Annotated in this window: 20 protein-coding genes and 1 riboswitch; of the genes, 9 read left to right on the forward strand and 11 right to left on the reverse strand. The window is 70.6% G+C overall.

Features of this window, described 5'->3' with window-relative positions:
* Positions 1-585: 585 nt before the first annotated feature.
* The 3 genes from PBV52_RS11990 to PBV52_RS12000 form a co-directional block, all read right to left on the reverse strand.
* On the reverse strand, positions 586-957 hold the full coding sequence (locus PBV52_RS11990; protein WP_123760175.1) for an Rv2175c family DNA-binding protein: 372 nt from the start codon (positions 955-957) through the stop codon (positions 586-588).
* A gap of 77 nt (positions 958-1,034) precedes the next feature.
* Positions 1,035-2,252 (reverse strand): NAD(P)/FAD-dependent oxidoreductase, encoded by a 1,218-nt coding sequence (locus PBV52_RS11995; protein ID WP_274238318.1) that lies wholly within the window; start codon positions 2,250-2,252, stop codon positions 1,035-1,037.
* A 32-nt stretch (positions 2,253-2,284) separates the two neighbouring features.
* Positions 2,285-2,635, reverse strand: a complete 351-nt coding sequence (locus PBV52_RS12000) for a hypothetical protein (RefSeq protein WP_274238319.1) — start codon at positions 2,633-2,635, stop codon at positions 2,285-2,287.
* 52 nt (positions 2,636-2,687) lie between these two features.
* Positions 2,688-2,799: riboswitch (TPP riboswitch) on the forward strand.
* Between PBV52_RS12000 and thiO the strand changes: the two genes are divergently transcribed.
* From thiO to PBV52_RS12030, 6 genes are all read left to right on the forward strand, one after another.
* Complete coding sequence (gene thiO / locus PBV52_RS12005; RefSeq protein WP_274238320.1) at positions 2,797-3,963, forward strand: glycine oxidase ThiO; 1,167 nt, start codon at positions 2,797-2,799, stop codon at positions 3,961-3,963. Its footprint overlaps the riboswitch before it by 3 nt.
* A complete protein-coding gene (gene thiS, locus PBV52_RS12010; protein ID WP_274238321.1) occupies positions 3,960-4,172 on the forward strand; it encodes a sulfur carrier protein ThiS in 213 nt (70 codons plus the stop codon). Before thiO ends, thiS begins: the two co-directional genes overlap by 4 nt.
* 3 nt (positions 4,173-4,175) lie before the next feature.
* Positions 4,176-4,970: a thiazole synthase gene (locus tag PBV52_RS12015; RefSeq protein WP_274238322.1), complete on the forward strand. Its 795-nt coding sequence runs from the start codon at positions 4,176-4,178 to the stop codon at positions 4,968-4,970.
* A 118-nt stretch (positions 4,971-5,088) separates the two neighbouring features.
* Complete coding sequence (pknB, locus tag PBV52_RS12020; RefSeq protein WP_274238323.1) at positions 5,089-7,032, forward strand: Stk1 family PASTA domain-containing Ser/Thr kinase; 1,944 nt, start codon at positions 5,089-5,091, stop codon at positions 7,030-7,032.
* Between the two features lie 34 nt (positions 7,033-7,066).
* Positions 7,067-7,960, forward strand: a complete 894-nt coding sequence (locus tag PBV52_RS12025; protein ID WP_274238324.1) for a deoxyribonuclease IV — start codon at positions 7,067-7,069, stop codon at positions 7,958-7,960.
* Between the two features lie 76 nt (positions 7,961-8,036).
* Positions 8,037-8,534 (forward strand): DUF4396 domain-containing protein, encoded by a 498-nt coding sequence (locus PBV52_RS12030; RefSeq protein ID WP_274238325.1) that lies wholly within the window; start codon positions 8,037-8,039, stop codon positions 8,532-8,534.
* A 21-nt stretch (positions 8,535-8,555) separates the two neighbouring features.
* Here PBV52_RS12030 and PBV52_RS12035 read toward each other — a convergent pair whose 3' ends face one another.
* Positions 8,556-9,188, reverse strand: a complete 633-nt coding sequence (locus PBV52_RS12035) for a sulfite oxidase-like oxidoreductase (RefSeq protein WP_274238326.1) — start codon at positions 9,186-9,188, stop codon at positions 8,556-8,558.
* Between the two features lie 177 nt (positions 9,189-9,365).
* Between PBV52_RS12035 and bfr the strand changes: the two genes are divergently transcribed.
* Positions 9,366-9,842, forward strand: a complete 477-nt coding sequence (gene bfr / locus PBV52_RS12040; protein WP_030051286.1) for a bacterioferritin — start codon at positions 9,366-9,368, stop codon at positions 9,840-9,842.
* A gap of 8 nt (positions 9,843-9,850) precedes the next feature.
* Here bfr and PBV52_RS12045 read toward each other — a convergent pair whose 3' ends face one another.
* Positions 9,851-10,111 carry a bacterioferritin-associated ferredoxin gene (locus tag PBV52_RS12045; RefSeq protein WP_274238327.1) on the reverse strand — a complete coding sequence of 87 codons (261 nt, stop codon included), beginning with the start codon at positions 10,109-10,111 and terminating at the stop codon, positions 9,851-9,853.
* A 120-nt stretch (positions 10,112-10,231) separates the two neighbouring features.
* On the reverse strand, positions 10,232-11,584 hold the full coding sequence (locus tag PBV52_RS12050; protein ID WP_274238328.1) for a class II 3-deoxy-7-phosphoheptulonate synthase: 1,353 nt from the start codon (positions 11,582-11,584) through the stop codon (positions 10,232-10,234).
* Positions 11,585-11,680: 96 nt separating this feature from the next.
* Between PBV52_RS12050 and PBV52_RS51690 the strand changes: the two genes are divergently transcribed.
* Entirely contained in the window at positions 11,681-11,737 is a 57-nt protein-coding gene (locus PBV52_RS51690; protein ID WP_071528813.1) for a trp operon leader peptide, read from the forward strand.
* A gap of 116 nt (positions 11,738-11,853) precedes the next feature.
* The gene (locus PBV52_RS12055) at positions 11,854-13,803 is read left to right on the forward strand and encodes an anthranilate synthase family protein (protein ID WP_274238329.1); all 1,950 of its coding nucleotides are present in this window, start codon (positions 11,854-11,856) and stop codon (positions 13,801-13,803) included.
* On the opposite strand, the gene PBV52_RS12060 is transcribed toward PBV52_RS12055, so the two are convergent.
* The 5 genes from PBV52_RS12060 to PBV52_RS12080 form a co-directional block, all read right to left on the reverse strand.
* Positions 13,755-14,750 (reverse strand): 2-hydroxyacid dehydrogenase, encoded by a 996-nt coding sequence (locus tag PBV52_RS12060; protein ID WP_274249360.1) that lies wholly within the window; start codon positions 14,748-14,750, stop codon positions 13,755-13,757. The genes PBV52_RS12055 and PBV52_RS12060 overlap by 49 nt on opposite strands.
* A gap of 95 nt (positions 14,751-14,845) precedes the next feature.
* Positions 14,846-15,874, reverse strand: a complete 1,029-nt coding sequence (locus tag PBV52_RS12065; RefSeq protein ID WP_274238330.1) for a 6-phosphofructokinase — start codon at positions 15,872-15,874, stop codon at positions 14,846-14,848.
* Between the two features lie 138 nt (positions 15,875-16,012).
* Positions 16,013-16,705, reverse strand: a complete 693-nt coding sequence (locus PBV52_RS12070; protein WP_274238331.1) for a response regulator transcription factor — start codon at positions 16,703-16,705, stop codon at positions 16,013-16,015.
* On the reverse strand, positions 16,702-17,931 hold the full coding sequence (macS, locus tag PBV52_RS12075; protein ID WP_274238332.1) for a MacS family sensor histidine kinase: 1,230 nt from the start codon (positions 17,929-17,931) through the stop codon (positions 16,702-16,704). The genes PBV52_RS12070 and macS overlap by 4 nt, the downstream gene beginning before the upstream one ends.
* Before the next feature lie 90 nt (positions 17,932-18,021).
* Entirely contained in the window at positions 18,022-18,786 is a 765-nt protein-coding gene (locus PBV52_RS12080; RefSeq protein WP_274249361.1) for a 1-acyl-sn-glycerol-3-phosphate acyltransferase, read from the reverse strand.
* Between the last annotated feature and the right edge of the window lie 119 nt (positions 18,787-18,905).

Genomic DNA, 18,905 nt, shown 5'->3' on the forward strand with positions numbered 1-18,905 from the left:
CGGTGGCACGGTAGCCGGAGCCTGGCGCTACGGCGCGGCCGGTGCCGATCGGTGAGCCGTGGTCCGGGAGGCGGCGACCCGTGGTCCGGGCCGGGCGGTGCCCCGTGGTCCGGGCCGAAGTGGCCGGGGCCGAGCAGCACTTGGCGCCAGAGCCGGAGCCTTGCGCTGCATCGCGGGCCGGTGCCGATCGGTGACCCGTGGTCAGGGCCGATCGGTGACCGTGGTCCGGGCCGGGCGATGACCCGCGGTCCGGGCCGAAGTGGTCCGGGGCAGGACAGCGCTTGGCGCTGTGGCCGCCGCCCGGGGGTGACGTATGCCACAACGCCGATACGGCCGCCGCCGAAGTCTGTGGCGACGCCAGGCCCGGCACCCTCCGCCGCTTGCGGCGACACCATGCCCGCCGTCCGGCGTGGCACCCCACCCGGCCCCGCGGGCGAACCCGTGCGGCAGGCGCTCGCGCACGCCAATCACCCCACGCTCCGGCCCCGGCCCCGCCTCCTGCGGGCCGCAGTCAACCGCGACCGCGGCCCGCAGGAGAGGAGCCCGGTCCATCGGCCGGACAGTGTTCGGATCAGGGCGTTCGGTTCAGACGGCGAGCGCCTGGGCGCGGCGCTTCACCTCCGTGCCGCGATTCTCGCTGAGGGCCTGCGCGGGGGTGCCGGGCAGGCTTTCGTCGGGGGTGAAGAGCCACTCCAGCATCTCTTCGTCCGTAAAGCCGTCGTCCCGCAGGAGCGTCAGGGTCCCGGACAGGCCCTTGACGACCTTCTGCTCGGCCCCGTCGATGAAGGCGGCGGGGACGTGCAGTGCACGGTTCTCACCACGGCGTACGGCGATGAGCTGGCCCTCCTTGACCAGCTGCCGGACGCGGGTCACCTCGACATCGAGCATCTCTGCGATGTCGGGGAGGGTGAGCCAGGCGGGGACGAGAGCATCGATCTTTGCGTCAATCTCGGTCACGGAAACAAGCCTGCCATCTGCCACTGACAGTCGGAAGTCAGGCCCGTCCGACCAGGGCCAACTCCCCGCTCTCGGCCCTACGCCGTCGCCGCCTTCATCGGCCGCGCCGGGTCCGCCAACAGCTCCGCGTTCATCGGTGTACCCGCCTCGATCAGCCGCCGCCCCTGCGCCAGGTCCCTCGGCCGGCCCACCGCCAACAGAGCGACCAGGCGGTCGTCCTTCAGCCAGCAGACCGTCCAGGCCGGGCCCGACGGGTCGCCGCGCCACAGCGTCGTGTCGGCGGCGGCGTGGTGGCCGGCGTACTGGACGAACCGGCCGAACTGCTCGGACCAGAAGTACGGCACCGGGTCGTAGAACGCGGGTGTCTCACCGAGGATGTTCGCGGCGACCGTACGCGGGCCCTGGAGGGCGTTGTCCCAGTGGTGGACCAGCAGGCGCTCGCCGTACCTTCCCGAAGGGAAGGAGGCGCAGTCGCCGACCGCGTAGACGTCCGGCACGGAGGTGCGCAGGCCGTCGTCGGCCACCACCTCGCCGTGCGCCCCGAGCTCGATGCCCGAGCCGGCCAGCCAGGCCGTGGCGGGCCGCGCCCCGATACCGACCACGACGGCGCCCGCGGGCAGCCGCGAGCCGTCGTCGAGGAGCACCGCGCCGGGCTCGACGCGCTCCACACGCGCGTGCGTACGCAGCACCGCCCCGCTGTCCTCGTACCAGGCGGTCATCGGCGCCGCCACCTCCGCGGGCAGCGCACCCGCGAGCGGCCGGTCGGCGGCCTCCACGACCGTCACCGCGCAGCCCGCCTCGCGCGCGGCCGTGGCGAACTCCGCGCCGATCCAGCCCGCGCCGACGACCACGATGTCGTGCTGCCGGGCGAGCACCGGCCGCAGCCGCTCGGCGTCGTCCAGGGTGCGCAGCAGATGCACGCCGGGCACACCTTCCACGCCCGGCAGCCGGATCGGTTCGGCGCCGGTGGCGAGCACGAGGACGTCGTACGGGACGGGCCCGGCCTCGGTGTCCAGCTCGTGGTCGGCGGGGCGCACGCCCAGTACCTCGCGCCCCAGGTGAAGTTCGATGCCGAGCGCCTCGAAGTCGACGTCGAAGGCGGAGCCCTCGGACTTGCCCAGCAGCACGGCCTTGGACAGGGGCGGCCGGTCGTAGGGCTGATGGGGCTCGGCGCCGATCAGGGTGACAGTGCCGGTGAAGCCCTGTTCCCGTAGGGCGACCGCCGTCTGCACACCGGCCATGCCGGCGCCGGCGACGACCACTCTCCGCTGCGACTGCGTCGTCTGCTCGCTCACCTGATCACCATAGACAACTGACAAATTGTCAGTCAGGAGTCGTGCTCAGTGACCTGCTCCACAACGCTGGTCCCGCTGCCCGCCTGCGACTCCCACTCCCAGCTCTCCTCCAGGCGCACCCGCCCGTCGGGAAGCTCGACCACCGTGGACACGCAGTGGCCCGACGACGTCGTCCCGTCACGCTTGAGCTGCACGTACCGGAAGTCCAACCGGTCGCCTTCCCGGCCACCCACCAGATGCCCGCGTACGACGTCTCCGCCCGCGTACTCGGCCCAGATCTCGCCGTCCTTCTCGTGGTAGGTGAACCGGGTCCGCGTACCCACCTGACCTGGGGCTTGGTCCGCGACGGGGGCGAGGACGAGACCGTCGAGCGAGCGGGCCATGGGCACGGGCTCCCTTACTGAGAGAGGTGGCGGCGGGCTAGGGTGGCCAACGTAGAGCACTCGCGGGAGCCCGGACGCACCGGGCTGAGAGGGAGGCTGGCGGCCTCCGACCGTACGAACCTGATCCGGGTCATGCCGGCGAAGGGAGGGGCTGGACGCCCATGTCGCGTACGCGAACGTCAGACGTCCTTGTCATCGGGGGCGGCATCATCGGCCTGGTCACGGCGTGGCGGGCCGCACAACGCGGGTTCACGACAGCTGTCGTGGACCCCGAGCCGGGCGGCGGCGCCGCCCAGGTGGCGGCCGGGATGCTGGCCGCCGTCACGGAACTGCACTACGGCGAGCAGACCCTGCTCGGCCTGAACCTCGCCTCGGCCCGTCGCTACCCGGACTTCGCGGCCGAGCTCACCGACCTCACCGGCCACGACCTGGGCTACCGCCAGTGCGGCACGCTCGCGGTCGCGCTGGACTCCGACGACCGCGCCCATCTGCGGGAACTGCACGCCCTGCAGCGCCAGTCCGGGCTGGAGTCCGAGTGGCTGTCGGGGCGGGAGTGCCGGCGCCTGGAGCCGATGCTCGCGCCGGGCGTGCGCGGGGGGCTGCGCGTGGACGGCGACCACCAGATCGATCCGCGGCGGCTGGCCGGGGCGCTGGTGGCCGCGTGCGAGCGGGCCGGTGTGATCTTCCACCGGACGTGGGCCGAGCGCTTCGACGTCGTACGGGATCGGGCCGCCGGTGTCACCACGCCGGACAGCACCGAGCTGGGCGCGGGCCAGGTCGTCCTCGCGGCCGGCAGCCTCAGCGGGCGACTGCCCGGAGTCCCCGACGACGTACTGCCGCCGGTGCGCCCCGTGAAGGGGCAGGTGCTGCGGCTGACCGTGCCGAAGCGGTACGCGCCGTTCCTGAACCGGACCGTGCGGGCCGTGGTGCGCGGCAGCCAGGTGTACCTGGTGCCGCGCGAGAGCGGGGAGCTGGTCGTCGGGGCGACGAGCGAGGAGCTGGGCTGGGACACCACGGTGACCGCGGGCGGCGTGTACGAGCTGCTGCGCGACGCCCACGAGTTGGTACCCGGCATCACGGAACTGCCGCTCACGGAGACGCGAGCCGGTCTACGCCCGGGCTCCCCCGACAACGCGCCGCTGCTCGGCCCGACCGAGCTGGAGGGGCTGTCGCTGGCCACCGGGCACTACCGCAACGGCGTGCTGCTCACGCCGGTCACCGGCGACGCCATGGCGCACGTCCTGACCACCGGTGAACTCCCGGACGAGGCCCGGCCGTTCACGCCCAGGCGCTTCAGCGCCGCCGCACTCACGGAGCAGCCCGCATGAACCACCCGGTCACCATCTCGGTCAACGGCGAGCGTCGGCAGATCGAGCCGGGCACGGCTCTCGACACGCTCGTGCGGTCCCTCACCGCGGCGCCCTCCGGAGTGGCCGCCGCCCTCAACGAAACCGTCGTACCGCGCGCGCAGTGGTCGTCGACGTCCCTCTCCGATGGGGACCGCGTCGAGGTCCTCACCGCCGTCCAAGGAGGCTGAACCATGGCCGACGATCCCTTTGTCATCGGCGACACGTCCTTCACGTCCCGTCTGATCATGGGCACGGGCGGGGCGCCCAGCCTGGAGGTCCTGGAGCGGGCGCTGGTGGCGTCCGGGACGGAGCTGACGACGGTCGCCATGCGGCGCGTGAACCCCTCGGTCCACGGCTCCGTGCTGTCGGTGCTCGAGAAGCTCGGGATCCGGGTGCTGCCCAACACGGCGGGGTGCTTCACGGCCGGTGAGGCCGTGCTGACGGCCCGCCTCGCGCGCGAGGCGCTCGGTACGGATCTGATCAAGCTGGAGGTCATCGCCGACGAGCGGACGCTGCTGCCGGATCCGATCGAGCTGCTGGACGCCGCGGAGACGCTGGTGGACGACGGGTTCACCGTGCTGCCGTACACGAACGACGATCCTGTGCTGGCGCGGAAGCTGGAGGACGTGGGCTGCGCGGCGGTCATGCCGCTCGGTTCCCCGATCGGGTCGGGGCTCGGCATCCGCAACCCGCACAACTTCCAGCTGATCGTGGAGCACGCACGCGTGCCGGTGATCCTGGACGCCGGTGCAGGTACGGCGTCGGACGCGGCGCTCGCGATGGAGCTGGGGTGCGCGGGTGTGATGCTCGCCTCGGCGGTGACGCGGGCGCAGGAGCCGGTGCTGATGGCCGACGCGATGCGGCATGCGGTGGAAGCGGGGCGGCTGGCGTACCGGGCGGGGCGGATTCCGCGGCGGCACTTCGCGCAGGCGTCGTCTCCGGTGGAGGGCGTCGCACGGCTGGACCCGGAGCGCCCCGCATTCTGAACACATGTTCGACGGAGGCCTTCGGCCAATGAGTCCTCCGTCACAGCTCGGCTGCAGTCACGCCCCGATCCCGGCCGAACCGGCAGGCGTGTCAGTGTCGGCTCGTACACTCACCTGCGTGGATACGACCCTTCAGGACCCTCTGGTCGGGCAGGTGCTCGACGGCCGGTATCGCGTCGACGCGCGGATCGCCGTCGGCGGGATGGCCACGGTCTACCGGGCCCTGGACACCCGCCTCGACCGCGTGCTCGCGCTCAAGGTGATGCATCCCGCGCTGGCGGTGGACGGGGTGTTCGTCGAGCGGTTCATCCGTGAGGCGAAGTCCGTCGCCAGGCTCGCGCACCCCAATGTGGTGCAGGTCTTCGACCAGGGCACCGACGGGTCGTACGTCTATCTCGCCATGGAGTACGTCGCGGGCTGCACCCTGCGCGACGTCCTGCGCGAGCGCGGGGCGCTCCAGCCCCGGGCCGCCCTGGACATCCTGGAGCCGGTACTCGCCGCGCTCGGCGCCGCGCACCGCGCCGGGTTCGTGCACCGGGACATGAAGCCGGAGAACGTCCTGATAGGGGACGACGGTCGGGTCAAGGTCGCCGACTTCGGGCTCGTGCGGTCCGTGGACACCGTGACCAGCACCACCGGCGCCGTGCTCGGCACCGTCTCCTATCTCGCGCCCGAGCAGATCGAGCAGCCCGGTGCCGCCGACGCCCGCGTCGACGTGTACGCGTGCGGTGTCGTCCTCTACGAGATGCTCACCGGCGACAAGCCGCACGACGGGGACTCCCCCGCGGTGGTGCTCTACAAGCACCTGCACGAGGACGTCCCGCCGCCCTCGGCGATCGTGCCGGGGCTGGCGTACGAGCTCGACGAGCTGGTCGCGTCGGCCACCGCGCGCACTCCGGACCTCCGGCCGTACGACGCCGTGGCGCTGCTCGCGCAGGCGCGGGAGACGCGCGCCACGCTGAGCGCGGACCAGTTGGACGCGGTGCCGCCGCAGGCACTCGCGGCTGAGCGCACCAACGCCGACGACCGGACGAGCGTGATCCCGCGTGCGCTGACGATCCAGCGGCCACTGCCCGTGAACGAGGACGAGCCCGCCGTCTTCAACCGGACCAGCCGGCTGGAGACCCCGCCGCCCCCGCCGCCCCCGCCGCCCCGGCGCCGGTCGCGGACCCCGCGTGCGCCGCGCGGCCCGCTCGTCATCGTCGCCGCCGTCCTGCTGGCCCTCGGCCTCGGCGCCGGCATCTGGTACATCAACTCCGGCCAGTTCACCAAGGTCCCGTCGCTGCTGTCCAAGACCGAGGCGCAGGCCACCGACCGGCTGGAGGAGGCCGGGCTGGAGCTGGGCAAGGTGGAGCGCGCGTACAGCGACACCGTCGAGCGCGGCACCGTCATCAGCACGTACCCGGAGACGGGCGCCCGCATCCGGCACAACGACTCCGTGAACCTGGTCATCTCGGCCGGACCGGAGACGGTGAAGGTGCCCGACCTCCAGGGATACCCGCTGGCCAAGGCGAAGACCGAGCTGAAGGAGAGCGGACTCGAACCGGGCATGGTGACCCGGGAGTTCAACGACGACGTCACCAGGGGCTCCGTGATCTCAGTGGACCCCGGGACCGGCACCAAGGTCCGCTCCGGCTCCGCGGTCGCGCTCACCGTCAGCAAGGGCAGCCCGGTGGACGTCCCGGATGTCACCGGCGAGAGCCTGGCCGACGCGAAGGCCGAGCTGGCGGAGGCCGGCCTGAAGGTGAAGGTCGCCTCCGCGCGAGTCAACTCCGACTTCGACGCGGGCCAGGTCGCCCTGCAGTCGCCGACCGACGGCAGGCAGGCCGCCGAGGGCGACACGGTGACGCTGACGCTGTCCAAGGGCCCCGAGATGATCGAGGTCCCGGACGTGGTCGGTGACAGCGTCGACGACGCCAGGGCCGAACTGGAGGCCGCCGGCTTCGAGGTCGACGAGGACCGTGGCCTGCTCGGGCTGTTCGGCGACACGGTCAAGAAGCAGTCCGTGAAGGGCGGGGAGACGGCACCGAAGGGGTCGACGATCACGATCACCATCCGGTGACGGGGTGGGCCGGGCCGCATGACACCCTGAACGGGTGAGAAGTCAGCAGTCCGGCACCGCCCCCTCGGGCCCCTCCCGCAACCCCATCGGCGGTCACGTCCCCGTGGCCGGCGGTCTCCACTCCGTCGGGCTCACCTACGCCCACGATCTCAAGGCCGAGACGGTCCAGGTCTTCGTCGCCAACCCGCGCGGCTGGGCCACGCCCGCCGGGAATCCGCGGCAGGACGAGGAGTTCCGCGCGGTGTGCGAGGCCGAGTCGATCCCGGCGTATGTGCATGCGCCGTACCTGATCAACTTCGGCTCGCACACCGAGGCGACCGTCGAGAAGTCGGTGGAGTCGCTACGGCACTCGCTGCGGCGGGGGCGGGAGATCGGGGCCCTCGGCGTGGTCGTGCACACGGGCAGCGCGACCGGCGGCCGGGAGCGCTCGGTGGCCCTGAAGCAGGTACGGGAGCACCTGCTGCCGCTGCTCGACGAGCTGACCCACGACGACGACCCGTTCCTGCTGCTGGAGTCGACGGCGGGCCAGGGCTTCTCGCTCTGCTCCCGCACCTGGGACTTCGGACCGTACTTCGAGGCGCTGGACGCCCATCCGAAGCTGGGCGTGTGCCTGGACACCTGCCACATCTTCGCCGCCGGCCACGACCTGACCGGCCCCTCCGGCATGCACCAGACCCTCGACCTGCTGGTGGACACCGTCGGCGAAGGCCGGCTGAAGCTGATCCACGCCAATGACTCCAAGGATGTCGTCGGCGCGCACAAGGACCGGCACGAGAACATCGGCGCAGGTCACATCGGCGAGGACCCGTTCCGGGCACTGATGACCCACCCCGCCACCGCGGGCGTACCACTGATCATCGAGACGCCGGGCGGGAAGGAAGGCCACGCGGCGGACGTGGAGCGGCTGAAAAAACTTCGGGACGCATAGCGCGAGAGGGAATACCCCTGGGGGGTATACGGTTCTTGCTCGATGCAGGAACCGTGACCTGGCATTGGGGGCTCTCATGCAGCACGAAGCACACGCGTCACACGCGGCGCACGCTCACCACCACGGCGAGGTGGCCGCCGCCAGCACCTGGACCATGGCCGCCCAGGCCACCCTGCACTGCCTCACCGGCTGCGCCATCGGCGAGGTGCTGGGCATGGTGATCGGTACCGCGCTCGGCTGGGGCAACGCGGCGACGCTGATCCTGGCGATCACCCTCGCGTTCTTCTTCGGCTACGCGCTCACCCTGCGGGGCGTACGGAAAGCGGGCGTCGACCTGCGCGCCGCGCTCAAGGTGGCGCTGGCCGCGGACACCCTGTCCATCGCCGTGATGGAGCTCGTCGACAACGGCGTGATCGTGCTCTGGCCGGGCGCCATGGACGCCGGACTCACCGACCCGCTGTTCTGGTGGGTGCTGGCGATCGCACTCGCCGTCGCCTTCGTCCTGACCACGCCCGTGAACAAGTGGATGATCGGCCGCGGCAAGGGGCACGCAGTGGTGCACCAGTACCACTGAGGCCGGCGAAGGGACCGGGAGTCAGAGCTCGGGGCCGTCCCCGGGCTCCTCCTGGTACGAGTACCGCTGTTCCTTCCAGGGGTCGCCGATGTTGTGGTAGCCGCGCTCCTCCCAGAAACCGCGGCGGTCGGCGGTCATGTACTCCACGCCGCGGACCCACTTGGGCCCCTTCCAGGCGTACAGATGAGGGACGACCAGACGGAGGGGGAAACCGTGCTCCGCCGTGAGCAGTTCGCCGTCCTTGTGGGTGGCGAAGATCGCTCCCTCGGAGGCGAAGTCGGAGAGGCGGAGGTTGGAGCTGAAGCCGTACTCCGCCCAGACCATCACGTGGGTGACCGCCGACGCGGGCGGGGCGATCTCCAGGATCGTCCGGGCCGGGATGCCGCCCCACTCCGCACCGAGCATGCTGAACTTCGTGACGCAGTGCAGATCGGCGACGACGCTCGTGTACGGCAGGGCCGTGAACTCCTCGTGGGTCCAGCAGTGCTTCTCGCCGTCGGCGGTGGCGCCGAACACCCTGAACTCCCAGCGTTCGGGGCGAAACTTGGGAACCGGGCCGTAGTGCGTGACCGGCCAGCCGCGCTGCACCCGCTGTCCCGGCGGAAGCTCGGAGTGTGCTGCTGCTCCACCTTCGCGCTCCACCGGCTGACCCATGACTCCATCCTGACAGACCTGGGGCAGTGCACCTGACCACACCCCTCCACAATTCACCTCATAACCGACTAAGCATGCCCTTACTTACTAAGTGAAGACTTACTGGACGATCTTCGCTGCCGGTGCAATCATGCGGCGCAACCTGCCAGTTCCCCATGCGTGGAAGGAGCCTCTGCGATGCAGGGCGACCCCGAGGTCCTCGAATTCCTGAACGAGCAGCTGACCGGCGAGCTGACGGCGATCAACCAGTACTGGCTGCACTACCGGATCCAGGACAACAAAGGCTGGACGAAGCTCGCCAAGTACACGCGTGAAGAGTCCATCGATGAGATGAAGCACGCGGACAAGATCACCGAGCGCATCCTCATGCTGGACGGCCTGCCCAATTACCAGCGCCTGTTCCACGTACGGGTCGGCCAGACGGTCACCGAGATGTTCCAGGCCGACCGCCAGGTCGAGGTCGAGGCGATCGACCGCCTCAAGCGCGGTATCGAGGTGATGCGCACCAAGGGCGACATCACGTCCGCGAACCTCTTCGAGTCGATCCTCGAGGACGAGGAGCACCACATCGACTACCTGGACACGCAGCTGGAACTCATCGACAAGCTCGGTGAGGCGCTCTACCTCGCGCAGCAGATCGAGCAGCCCAGCTAGCCGAGAGGCTAGGCCGCGTCCGCCAGGTCGGTCAGCACCGGCTGACCCTGGTCGGCCAGCTCACGACGGGGGCACGCGCCCCGGCCCAGGATCGCCTGGATACGGCGTACGCACGACCCGCAGTCCGTGCCCGCCTTGCAGGCGGACGCTATCTGGCGGGGCGTACAGGCACCTTTCTCCGCGTGCTGCTTGACCTGCTGCTCGGTGACACCGAAGCAACTGCAGACGTACACGCGGACCACCTCCCGCCGGGATCGAAGTCGTGCCATCCCCTTGATCGGTGAGGCTAACCTAACCTTACCCGCCACACAGGAACCGTAAAAGTGGGGTGGGGCGCGGATCGTATGTGATCCGCGCCCCACCCCACACGCCGGTAACAACCGAACCGGCTACTGGTCCCTGTACATCTCCGCGACGAGGAAGGCCAGGTCAAGCGACTGGCTGCGGTTGAGCCGCGGGTCGCAGGCCGTCTCGTAGCGCTGGTGCAGGTCGTCGACGAAGATCTCGTCGCCGCCGCCCACGCACTCGGTGACATCGTCACCGGTCAGCTCCACGTGGATGCCGCCCGGGTGGGTGCCGAGGCCCTTGTGGACCTCGAAGAAGCCCTTGACCTCGTCGAGCACGTCGTCGAAACGGCGGGTCTTGTGGCCCGAGGCCGCCTCGAAGGTGTTGCCGTGCATCGGGTCGGTCACCCAGGCCACGGTGGCACCCGAGGCGGTGACCTTCTCGACCAGCTCGGGAAGCTTGTCGCGGACCTTGTCGGCGCCCATGCGGACGATGAAGGTCAGCCGGCCCGGCTCGCGGTCGGGGTCCAGGCGCTCGATGTACTGCAGCGCCTCCTCGGCCGTGGTGGTCGGGCCGAGCTTGATGCCGATCGGGTTGCGGATCTTCGAGGCGAACTCGATGTGCGCGTGGTCCAGCTGCCGGGTGCGCTCACCGATCCACACCATGTGCGCCGAGACGTCGTACAGCTGCCCGGTGCGCGAGTCGACACGGGTCAGCGCCGACTCGTAGTCGAGCAGCAGCGCCTCGTGCGAGGAGTAGAACTCGACGGTCTTGAACTCCTCCGGGTCGGCCCCGCAGGCGTGCATGAAGTTCAGCGCCTGGTCGATCTCGCGCGCGAGCTGCTCGTAGCGCTGGCCGGACGGGGACGACTTCACGAAGTCCTGGTTCCAGGCGTGCACCTGGCGCAGGTCGGCGTAACCACCGGTGGTGAAGGCGCGCACCAGGTTCAGCGTCGAGGCGGACGCGTTGTACATCCGCTTCAGGCGCTCGGGGTCCGGGATGCGGGCGGCCTCGTTGAAGTCGAAGCCGTTGACCGAGTCGCCGCGGTACGTCGGCAGGGTCACGCCGTCGCGGGTCTCGGTGCCCTTGGAGCGCGGCTTGGAGTACTGGCCGGCGATGCGGCCGACCTTCACGACCGGCACCGAGGCGGCGTACGTCAGCACGGCGCCCATCTGTAGCAGGGTCTTAAGCTTGTTACGGATGTGGTCGGCGGACACCGCGTCGAAGGCCTCGGCGCAGTCGCCGCCCTGGAGAAGGAACGCCTCTCCCTTGGCGACGGACGCCATCCGGGCGCGCAGCTGGTCGCACTCGCCCGCGAAGACGAGCGGCGGATACGACTCGAGGTCCGCGATCACTGCGCGCAGAGCCTCGGTGTCGGGGTACTCGGGCTGCTGCGCCGCGGGCAGGTCTCGCCAGGTGTTGCCAGCACTCGCGCTGGTCTTAGCGTTCACGGTCACGCCCTCAACATTACGGGGTCGTGTCGGGCGTCCAGCCCCATGCCCAGCAATTGAGACACGAGGTACACGACGCGGACGTGGGGTAGGGTGCCTCGCATGTTCGCGCACTCGACCCAGAACTGGTGGTGGACCGCTCATCCGGCGGCCCACTGACTGCGCGTACGCAAGACTTCGCGAAGGCCGCCCGAGGGGCGGCCTTCGGTGTTTTCCGGGGTCCGTTCCTCTCCCACTGAGTACCACTGAGTCTCTCTGAGAAGGAGCACGGATCCATGAACCTGCTCGGCTTGCTGGACGACCCCCGCCCGTTCGCCCTGCTGCGCCGCCGCACCCCGGGCCACGATCACGACACCGTGGAGGTCCTGATCGGCCCGGTCAGTACCTACGACCGCCTGGCCGACCTCCCCGACGAGGGCCTGGCGCTCGTCCCCTTCCGCCAGATCCGCGAGCGCGGCTTCGACGTCCGCGACGACGGCACGCCACTGTCAGCACTCACGCCGCAGGAGTCGTACGACATCCCGCTCGCCGATGCCCTCGACCAGCTCCCCTCGCACGACGTGCGCGTCGAGGGCGGTGGGTTCGACGTCGGTGACGAGGAGTACGCGCAGATCGTGGGGCGCGTCCTGCGGGACGAGATCGGGCGGGGCGAGGGCGCGAACTTCGTGATCCGGCGGACGTACGAGGGCCAGATCCCGGAGTTCGGCCGCGCCGACGCGCTCGCGCTGTTCCGGCGGCTGCTGGAGGGGGAGCGGGGGGCGTACTGGACGTTCGTCGTGCACACCGGAAATCAAAAAGGGCCCGAAGGGCCTTCCTTGGAAGGGCGGGGGCGCGAGACGGGTGGGCGGACGCTGGTCGGGGCGAGCCCCGAGGTGCACGTCCGGATGTCCGGCGGGACCGTCGTCATGAACCCGATCAGCGGGACGTACCGCTACCCGGCCGAAGGGCCCACCCCCGAGCACCTGCTCGACTTCCTCGCCGACGGCAAGGAGATCGAGGAGCTGTCGATGGTCGTCGACGAGGAGCTCAAGATGATGTGCACCGTCGGTGACATGGGCGGGGTCGTCGTCGGGCCCCGGCTGAAGGAGATGGCACACCTCGCGCACACCGAGTACGAGCTGCGCGGCAAGTCCTCGCTGGACGTGCGGGAGGTCCTGAAGGAGACCATGTTCGCGGCCACGGTCACCGGCTCGCCGGTGCAGAACGCCTGCAGGGTGATCGAGCGGTACGAGCCCCTCGGGCGGGATGGTGTCGGGCGCGGCTACTACGCGGGGGCGCTCGCGCTCATCGGCCGGGACTCGGGCGGGGCCCAGACCCTCGACTCCCCCATCCTCATCCGCACCGCCGACATCGACGCGCACGGCGGGCTGCGGGTACCGGTCGGCGCCACGCTGGTGCGCGGCTCGGACCCGGCGAACGAGGTCGCGGAGACGCACGCCAAGGCGGCGGGGGTGCTGGCGGCTTTGGGCGTACGTCCGGCACGGCCGCGTGGGGAGCACGCGCGCGTACGTCTCGCCGACGACCCACGCGTGCGTGCCGCGCTCGACGGGCGCCGGGCGTCGCTCGCGCCCTTCTGGCTGCGGATGCAGGAGCGGTCCGAGGAGCTGGCCGGACACGCCCTGGTCGTCGACGGCGAGGACACCTTCACGGCGATGCTCGCGCACGTGCTGCGGTCGAGCGGCCTCGAGGTGACCGTCCGGCGGTACGACGAGCCGGGGCTGCGGGAGGCGGTGCTCGCGCACGAGGGCCCGGTGGTGCTGGGTCCCGGTCCCGGCGACCCGTCCGATCTGCAGGACCCCAAGATGCGGTTCCTGAGGGACCTCACCGCCGAGGTCGTCCGCAGTCACCGGCACGGTGTGCTCGGCGTCTGCCTCGGGCACGAGCTGATCGCGGCCGAGCTGGGGCTGGAGATCGTGCGGAAGGAAGTGCCGTACCAGGGGGCGCAGACGACGATCGATCTGTTCGGGCGGCCGGAGACGGTCGGTTTCTACAACAGCTTCGTGGCCCGCTGCGACAACGAGGCCCTGCAGGAGCTCACAGCGCACGGCATCGAGGTCAGCCGGGCCGGCAACGGGGAGGTGCACGCGATGCGCGGGCCGGGCTTCGCCGGCGTGCAGTTCCACCCCGAGTCGATCCTGACCCTGAACGGCGCCGCCGTCGTACGGGAGCTGGTGGGTCAGCTGCGGGGGACCAGCACGTTCTCGGAGCGGCGGCCCGCCTTGTAGTCGAGGACGTTCTTCAGCGTGGTCTCGACGATCTGGCCGACCGCGTCCCGGGTGTAGTACGCCTGGTGCGAGGTGACCAGGACGTTCGGGAAGGTGACGAGACGGGCCAGGGTGTCGTCCTCGATGGCCTGGAGGGACTTGTCGAGGAAGAAGAGCCCGGCCTCCGCCTCGTACACGTCGAGGCCGACACCCGTGAAGCGGCCCTCGCGCAGTTCGGCGACGAGGGCCGCGGTGTCGATGAGGCCGCCCCGGCTGGAGTTGACCAGGATCGCGTCGTCCTTCATGGCCTTCAGGGCGTCCGCGTCGATGAGGTGCCGGGTCTCCGGCAGCAGCGGGACATGCAGGCTGACCAGGTCGGACTCGGCGAGGAGCTGTTCCTTGGGGACGTAGCGCATGCCGAGTCGCAGGCAGGCGGGGTTCTCGGCGACGTCCCAGCCGAGCAGGTTCATGCCGAAGCCGTGGGCGATGCGGGTGAAGGCCTCGCCGATCTTGCCGGTGCCGAGGACGCCGACGGTGCGGCCGTGCAGGTCGCGGCCCATCAGGCCGTCGAGGCGGAAGTCGAAGTCACGCGTGCGCGTGGAGGCCCGCACGATGCGGCGGTTGACCGCCATGGCGAGGGTCCAGGCGAACTCGGCCACGGAGTGGGGCGAGTAGTACGAGACCCGGGCGACCGTCATGGCGAGGCGCTCGGCGACGTCGAGGTCGATGTTGTTGAAGCCGGTGGAGCGCTGGGCGACCATCCGGGTCCCGCCGGCCGCGAGGGTCTGCAGGACGCGGTGGCCGAGGTCGCAGTTGACGCTGGTGCAGACGACCTCGTAGCCGGTGGCGATGGGGGCGGTGTCCTCGTTGAGGAAAACGTCCAGGCAGCGGACGTCGTGGTGGCCCTGGAAGGCCTGCTCGATCAGGGGCTTCTCGTCCGCCTGCACGCCGAAGGCCAGGATCTCCAAGACTGCTCCCTGCATACGGCTTTCATGGGGCCATGGGCCGAATATACGGCCCACGACCCCGTGCCGCCGGGCGGAAAGCGGTCGGCGGAAATGCGTCAGCCGAAGAAGACCCCGACCTCCTCGTACAGCTTCGGATCCACCGTCTTCAGCTTGGCCGTGGCGTCCGCGATCGGGACGCGGACGATGTCCGTGCCGCGCAGGGCGACCATCTTGCCGAAGTCGCCGTCGCGGACGGCCTCGATGGCGTGCAGCCCGAAGCGGGTGGCGAGCCAGCGGTCGAAGGCGCTGGGCGTGCCGCCGCGCTGGATGTGCCCGAGGACCGTCGTACGGGCTTCCTTGCCCGTGCGCTTCTCGATCTCCTTGGCCAGCCACTCGCCGACCCCGGACAGCCGGACGTGCCCGAAGGAGTCCAGCGACTCGTCCTTCAGCACCATGTCGCCGTCCTTCGGCATGGCGCCCTCGGCGACGACCACGATCGGGGCGTACGACGCCTTGAAGCGGGAGGTGATCCAGGCGCAGACCTTGTCGACGTCGAAGCGCTGCTCGGGGATGAGGATGACGTTGGCACCGCCGGCCAGCCCGGAGTGGATGGCGATCCAGCCGGCGTGACGGCCCATCACCTCACAGACCAGGACGCGCATGTGGGACTCGGCGGTGGTGTGCAGCCGGTCGATCGCTTCCGTCGCGATGCCGACGGCGGTGTCGAAGCCGAAGGTGTAGTCGGTGGCGGACAGGTCGTTGTCGATCGTCTTGGGCACGCCGACGCAGGGCACGCCGTACTCGTCGGACAGGCGGGCGGCGACGCCGAGGGTGTCCTCGCCGCCGATGGCGATGAGCGCCTCGACCTCCTGCTTGGCGAGGTTCTCCTTGATACGGCGGATGCCGTCCTCCTGCTTGAGGGGGTTGGTGCGCGAGGAGCCGAGGATGGTGCCGCCGCGGGGCAGGATGCCGCGCACGGCGGGGATGTCGAGAGGGACGGTGTCGTTCTCGAGCGGACCTCGCCAGCCGTCCCGGAAGCCGACGAAGTCATAGCCGTACTCCTGCACGCCCTTGCGGACGACGGCCCGGATGACGGCGTTGAGACCGGGGCAGTCGCCGCCTCCGGTCAGTACTCCGACCCGCATGGAAATGTCCCTTCGCCGCGGTTGCCTGGTGAGGCCACGCTAATGGTGATCCAGGTCACAGCGGGATGGGTAGGAACGGCAATTCCGGTGAACTGCCGGGTATTTGGTTTACGCGTCGTCAAGCCGGCGGCCGATGGATCACTCGTCGTCGAGGCCGCGCTCTATCGCGTACCTCACCAGCTCCACCCGGTTGTGCAGTTGGAGCTTGCCGAGGGTGTTCTGGACGTGGTTCTGGACCGTGCGGTGCGAGATGACCAGGCGTTCGGCGATCTGCTTGTAGCTCAGGCCCTTGGCGACGAGCCGCAGCACCTCCGTCTCGCGCTCGGTGAGCTGCGGGGCCCCCGGCTGGTCGGCGTCCTGCGCGGCGGGCAGCGGTTCGGAGGCGAGGCGGCGGTACTCGCCGAGGACCAGTCCTGCCAGGCCCGGCGTGAACACCGGGTCGCCGACGGCCGTACGGCGCACCGCGTCGAGGAGTTCCTCCGTCGAGGCCGACTTCAGCAGATAGCCGGTGGCACCCGACTTCACGGCCTCCAGGACGTCGGCGTGCTCGCCGCTCGCGGACAGGACGAGGACGCGCAGGGCGGGGTTGTGGCCGACGAGTTCCTTGCAGACCTGGACGCCGGGCTTGGCCGGCAGATTCAGGTCGAGCACCAGGACGTCGGGGGCGGCGGCCTTGGCCCGGCGCACGGCCTGGTCGCCGTCGCCCGCGGTGGCGACCACGTCGAAGCCGGACTCGGCCAGGTCGCGGGCGACCGCGTCGCGCCACATGGGGTGGTCGTCGACCACCATGACCTTGATCGGGCCCTGCTGTCCGCTCGCGGTGTCCGTCATCGCTGCTCCGCCTTCCCCCGTGAAGCGCTGCTGTCCTTCGGTACCTTCAGTTCCACTTCGGTGCCCTGCCCCGGCACCGAGATCAGCTCGGCGCTGCCGCCGAGGTCCCGCAGCCGCCCCCGGATCGACTGGGCGACCCCGAGCCGGCCCTCGCCCTCGGCCTGCGCGAGCCGGCCCTCGGGGATGCCGGGTCCGTCGTCCCGTACGGTGACGATCACCGCGTCGGGCTCGTCCTCGACGAGGATCCACGCACGCGCGTGCTCCCCCGCGTGCTTACGGACGTTGTCCAGGGCCGCTCCCACGGCCGCGGCCAGTTCCCGCGCGGCGGCCGGGGCCAGCGGCACGGGCGCGCCGGGCTCGGCCAGGCTCACCATGGCGCCGGCGTAGCGTGCGAGCAGCACGCGCAGATCGACGGGACCGTCGGCGTCGTCCGGCACGTCCACGGCCCGTACGACGGCTCCCTCGGCGGCGTCCTCCGACACCCGCGACACGGGTACGAGGCCGCCCGAGACCAGCGTGCGCAGCGCCACCTCCTGCTCGCCGGCCATCCGGCCCAGCTCGGCCGCCTCCCCGCCGATGACGGCACCGCGCCGCTGCACCATCGCGAGCACCTGGAGCACGCCGTCGTGGATGTCCCGGGCGAGCCGCTCCCGCTCACGGGTGGCCGCCTCGATCTCCAGGGCTCGGGCGAGGGTGCGCTCGGAGGCGCGGGCGACCTCGACGACGTAGCCGATGGCGATGGAGGCGATCCAGACGAGCAGCACCATGTGGATGGTGTCGCGGGTGGGTACGCCGGAGCGTTCGACCAGGTTGGCGGCGGCGACCAGGGTGGAGGCGAAGGCCGCCCAGCGCCAGCCGCCCTTGATGGCGAACGCCAGCACGGCGCCCGCGGTCCATATCGAGGGCAGGGTCGGGGCTCCGGCGTCGATCCGCTCGGGTGCCTCGGCGAGCCGGGTGAGCAGGATGCCGACCAGGGCGATGGTGAGGTCCACGGCGAGGAAGCGCTTGGTGCAGCTCGCGGCGTTCGCGACCCGGGGCAGGGTGGCCAGGGTCCAGACGGCCAGTACGGCGAAGTAGGCGATGGCCACCCAGGGGCGGGCGACCTCGTCGTGGGCGCTGATGAAGAGCCCGATGGCGTACACCATGGTCAGCACCCGGTACCCGGCGAGCGCCCGCCACAGCGGCTGCTCGACGGACATTCTCATGACCCGCTCTCGCTTGGCCATTTCCCCCCTTTTTGGGTCCCCCCGGCCCGGATACGGTCGACTCCATGCGGACCGTTCCTTGTGCGGGCCGTTCCCTATTCGGGCTGTTCCCTATTCGGGCTGTTCCTTCTTCTTCTGCGCCTGGTCCTTCTCGGCCTGCGCGAGTGCGGCCTTGGCCGCCTTCTCCGCTTCCTTCTCGGCCTTCGCCGCATCCGCGATCTGCCGCTTGGCGGCGGTCGCGTACATGTCGACGTACTCCTGGCCGGAGAGCTTCATGATCTCGTACATGACCTCGTCGGTCAGCGCGCGGAGCACGAAACGGTCGTGCTCCATGCCCTGGTACCGGCTGAAGTCCAGCGGCTTGCCGATCCGGATGCCCGGCCGCATGAGCTTGGGCATGACCTGGCCCGGCGGCTGGATCTTCTCCGTGTCGATCATCGCGACGGGGATGACCGGCGCCCCGGTGGCCAGCGCCACGCGCGCGAGGCCGCCGGGCTTGCCCCGGTAGAGCCGGCCGTCGGGCGAGCGCGTGCCCTCCGGATAGATACCGAACAGCTCACCGCGCTCCAGGACCTCTATGCCGCTCTTGATGGCGGCCTCGCCCGCGCCGCGCGCCCCGGAGCGGTCCACGGGCAGCTGGCCGACGCCCTTGAAGAACGCGGCCGTCATCCGGCCCTTGACGCCGGGGGTCGTGAAGTACTCGGCCTTCGCGATGAAGGTCACCTTGCGGTCGAGGACCGCGGGCAGGAAGAACGAGTCGGAAAACGAGAGGTGGTTGCTCGCGAGGATCGCGGCGCCCGCGGCAGGAACGTTCTCCAGGCCTTCCACCCAGGGCCTGAAGGCGACCTTCAACGGTCCCCCGATGGCCACCTTCATAGCGCCGTACAACAACCGAGTGCCTCCTGTGTCTGTCGATCAGACCTTAACCCGGAGCACTGTCAAAGAGTCCGACGGCCCTGGTCGGTGTCCGTACGGTCGCGTACGGTGAAGCACAC

This window comes from Streptomyces sp. T12 (genome assembly GCF_028736035.1).
Lineage (GTDB): Bacteria > Actinomycetota > Actinomycetes > Streptomycetales > Streptomycetaceae > Streptomyces.

Coding starts and splice junctions, on each gene's coding strand:
- PBV52_RS12000 (WP_274238319.1), bottom strand. CDS start 2,635: ATGGCCCGCTCGCTCGACGGTCTCGTCCTCGCCCCCGTCGCGGACCAA.
- thiO (WP_274238320.1), top strand. CDS start 2,797: ATGTCGCGTACGCGAACGTCAGACGTCCTTGTCATCGGGGGCGGCATC.
- thiS (WP_274238321.1), top strand. CDS start 3,960: ATGAACCACCCGGTCACCATCTCGGTCAACGGCGAGCGTCGGCAGATC.
- PBV52_RS12015 (WP_274238322.1), top strand. CDS start 4,176: ATGGCCGACGATCCCTTTGTCATCGGCGACACGTCCTTCACGTCCCGT.
- PBV52_RS12030 (WP_274238325.1), top strand. CDS start 8,037: ATGCAGCACGAAGCACACGCGTCACACGCGGCGCACGCTCACCACCAC.
- PBV52_RS12035 (WP_274238326.1), bottom strand. CDS start 9,188: ATGGGTCAGCCGGTGGAGCGCGAAGGTGGAGCAGCAGCACACTCCGAG.
- bfr (WP_030051286.1), top strand. CDS start 9,366: ATGCAGGGCGACCCCGAGGTCCTCGAATTCCTGAACGAGCAGCTGACC.
- PBV52_RS12045 (WP_274238327.1), bottom strand. CDS start 10,111: ATGGCACGACTTCGATCCCGGCGGGAGGTGGTCCGCGTGTACGTCTGC.
- PBV52_RS12055 (WP_274238329.1), top strand. CDS start 11,854: ATGAACCTGCTCGGCTTGCTGGACGACCCCCGCCCGTTCGCCCTGCTG.
- PBV52_RS12065 (WP_274238330.1), bottom strand. CDS start 15,874: ATGCGGGTCGGAGTACTGACCGGAGGCGGCGACTGCCCCGGTCTCAAC.
- PBV52_RS12070 (WP_274238331.1), bottom strand. CDS start 16,705: ATGACGGACACCGCGAGCGGACAGCAGGGCCCGATCAAGGTCATGGTG.
- macS (WP_274238332.1), bottom strand. CDS start 17,931: ATGGCCAAGCGAGAGCGGGTCATGAGAATGTCCGTCGAGCAGCCGCTG.
- PBV52_RS12080 (WP_274249361.1), bottom strand. CDS start 18,786: ATGAAGGTGGCCATCGGGGGACCGTTGAAGGTCGCCTTCAGGCCCTGG.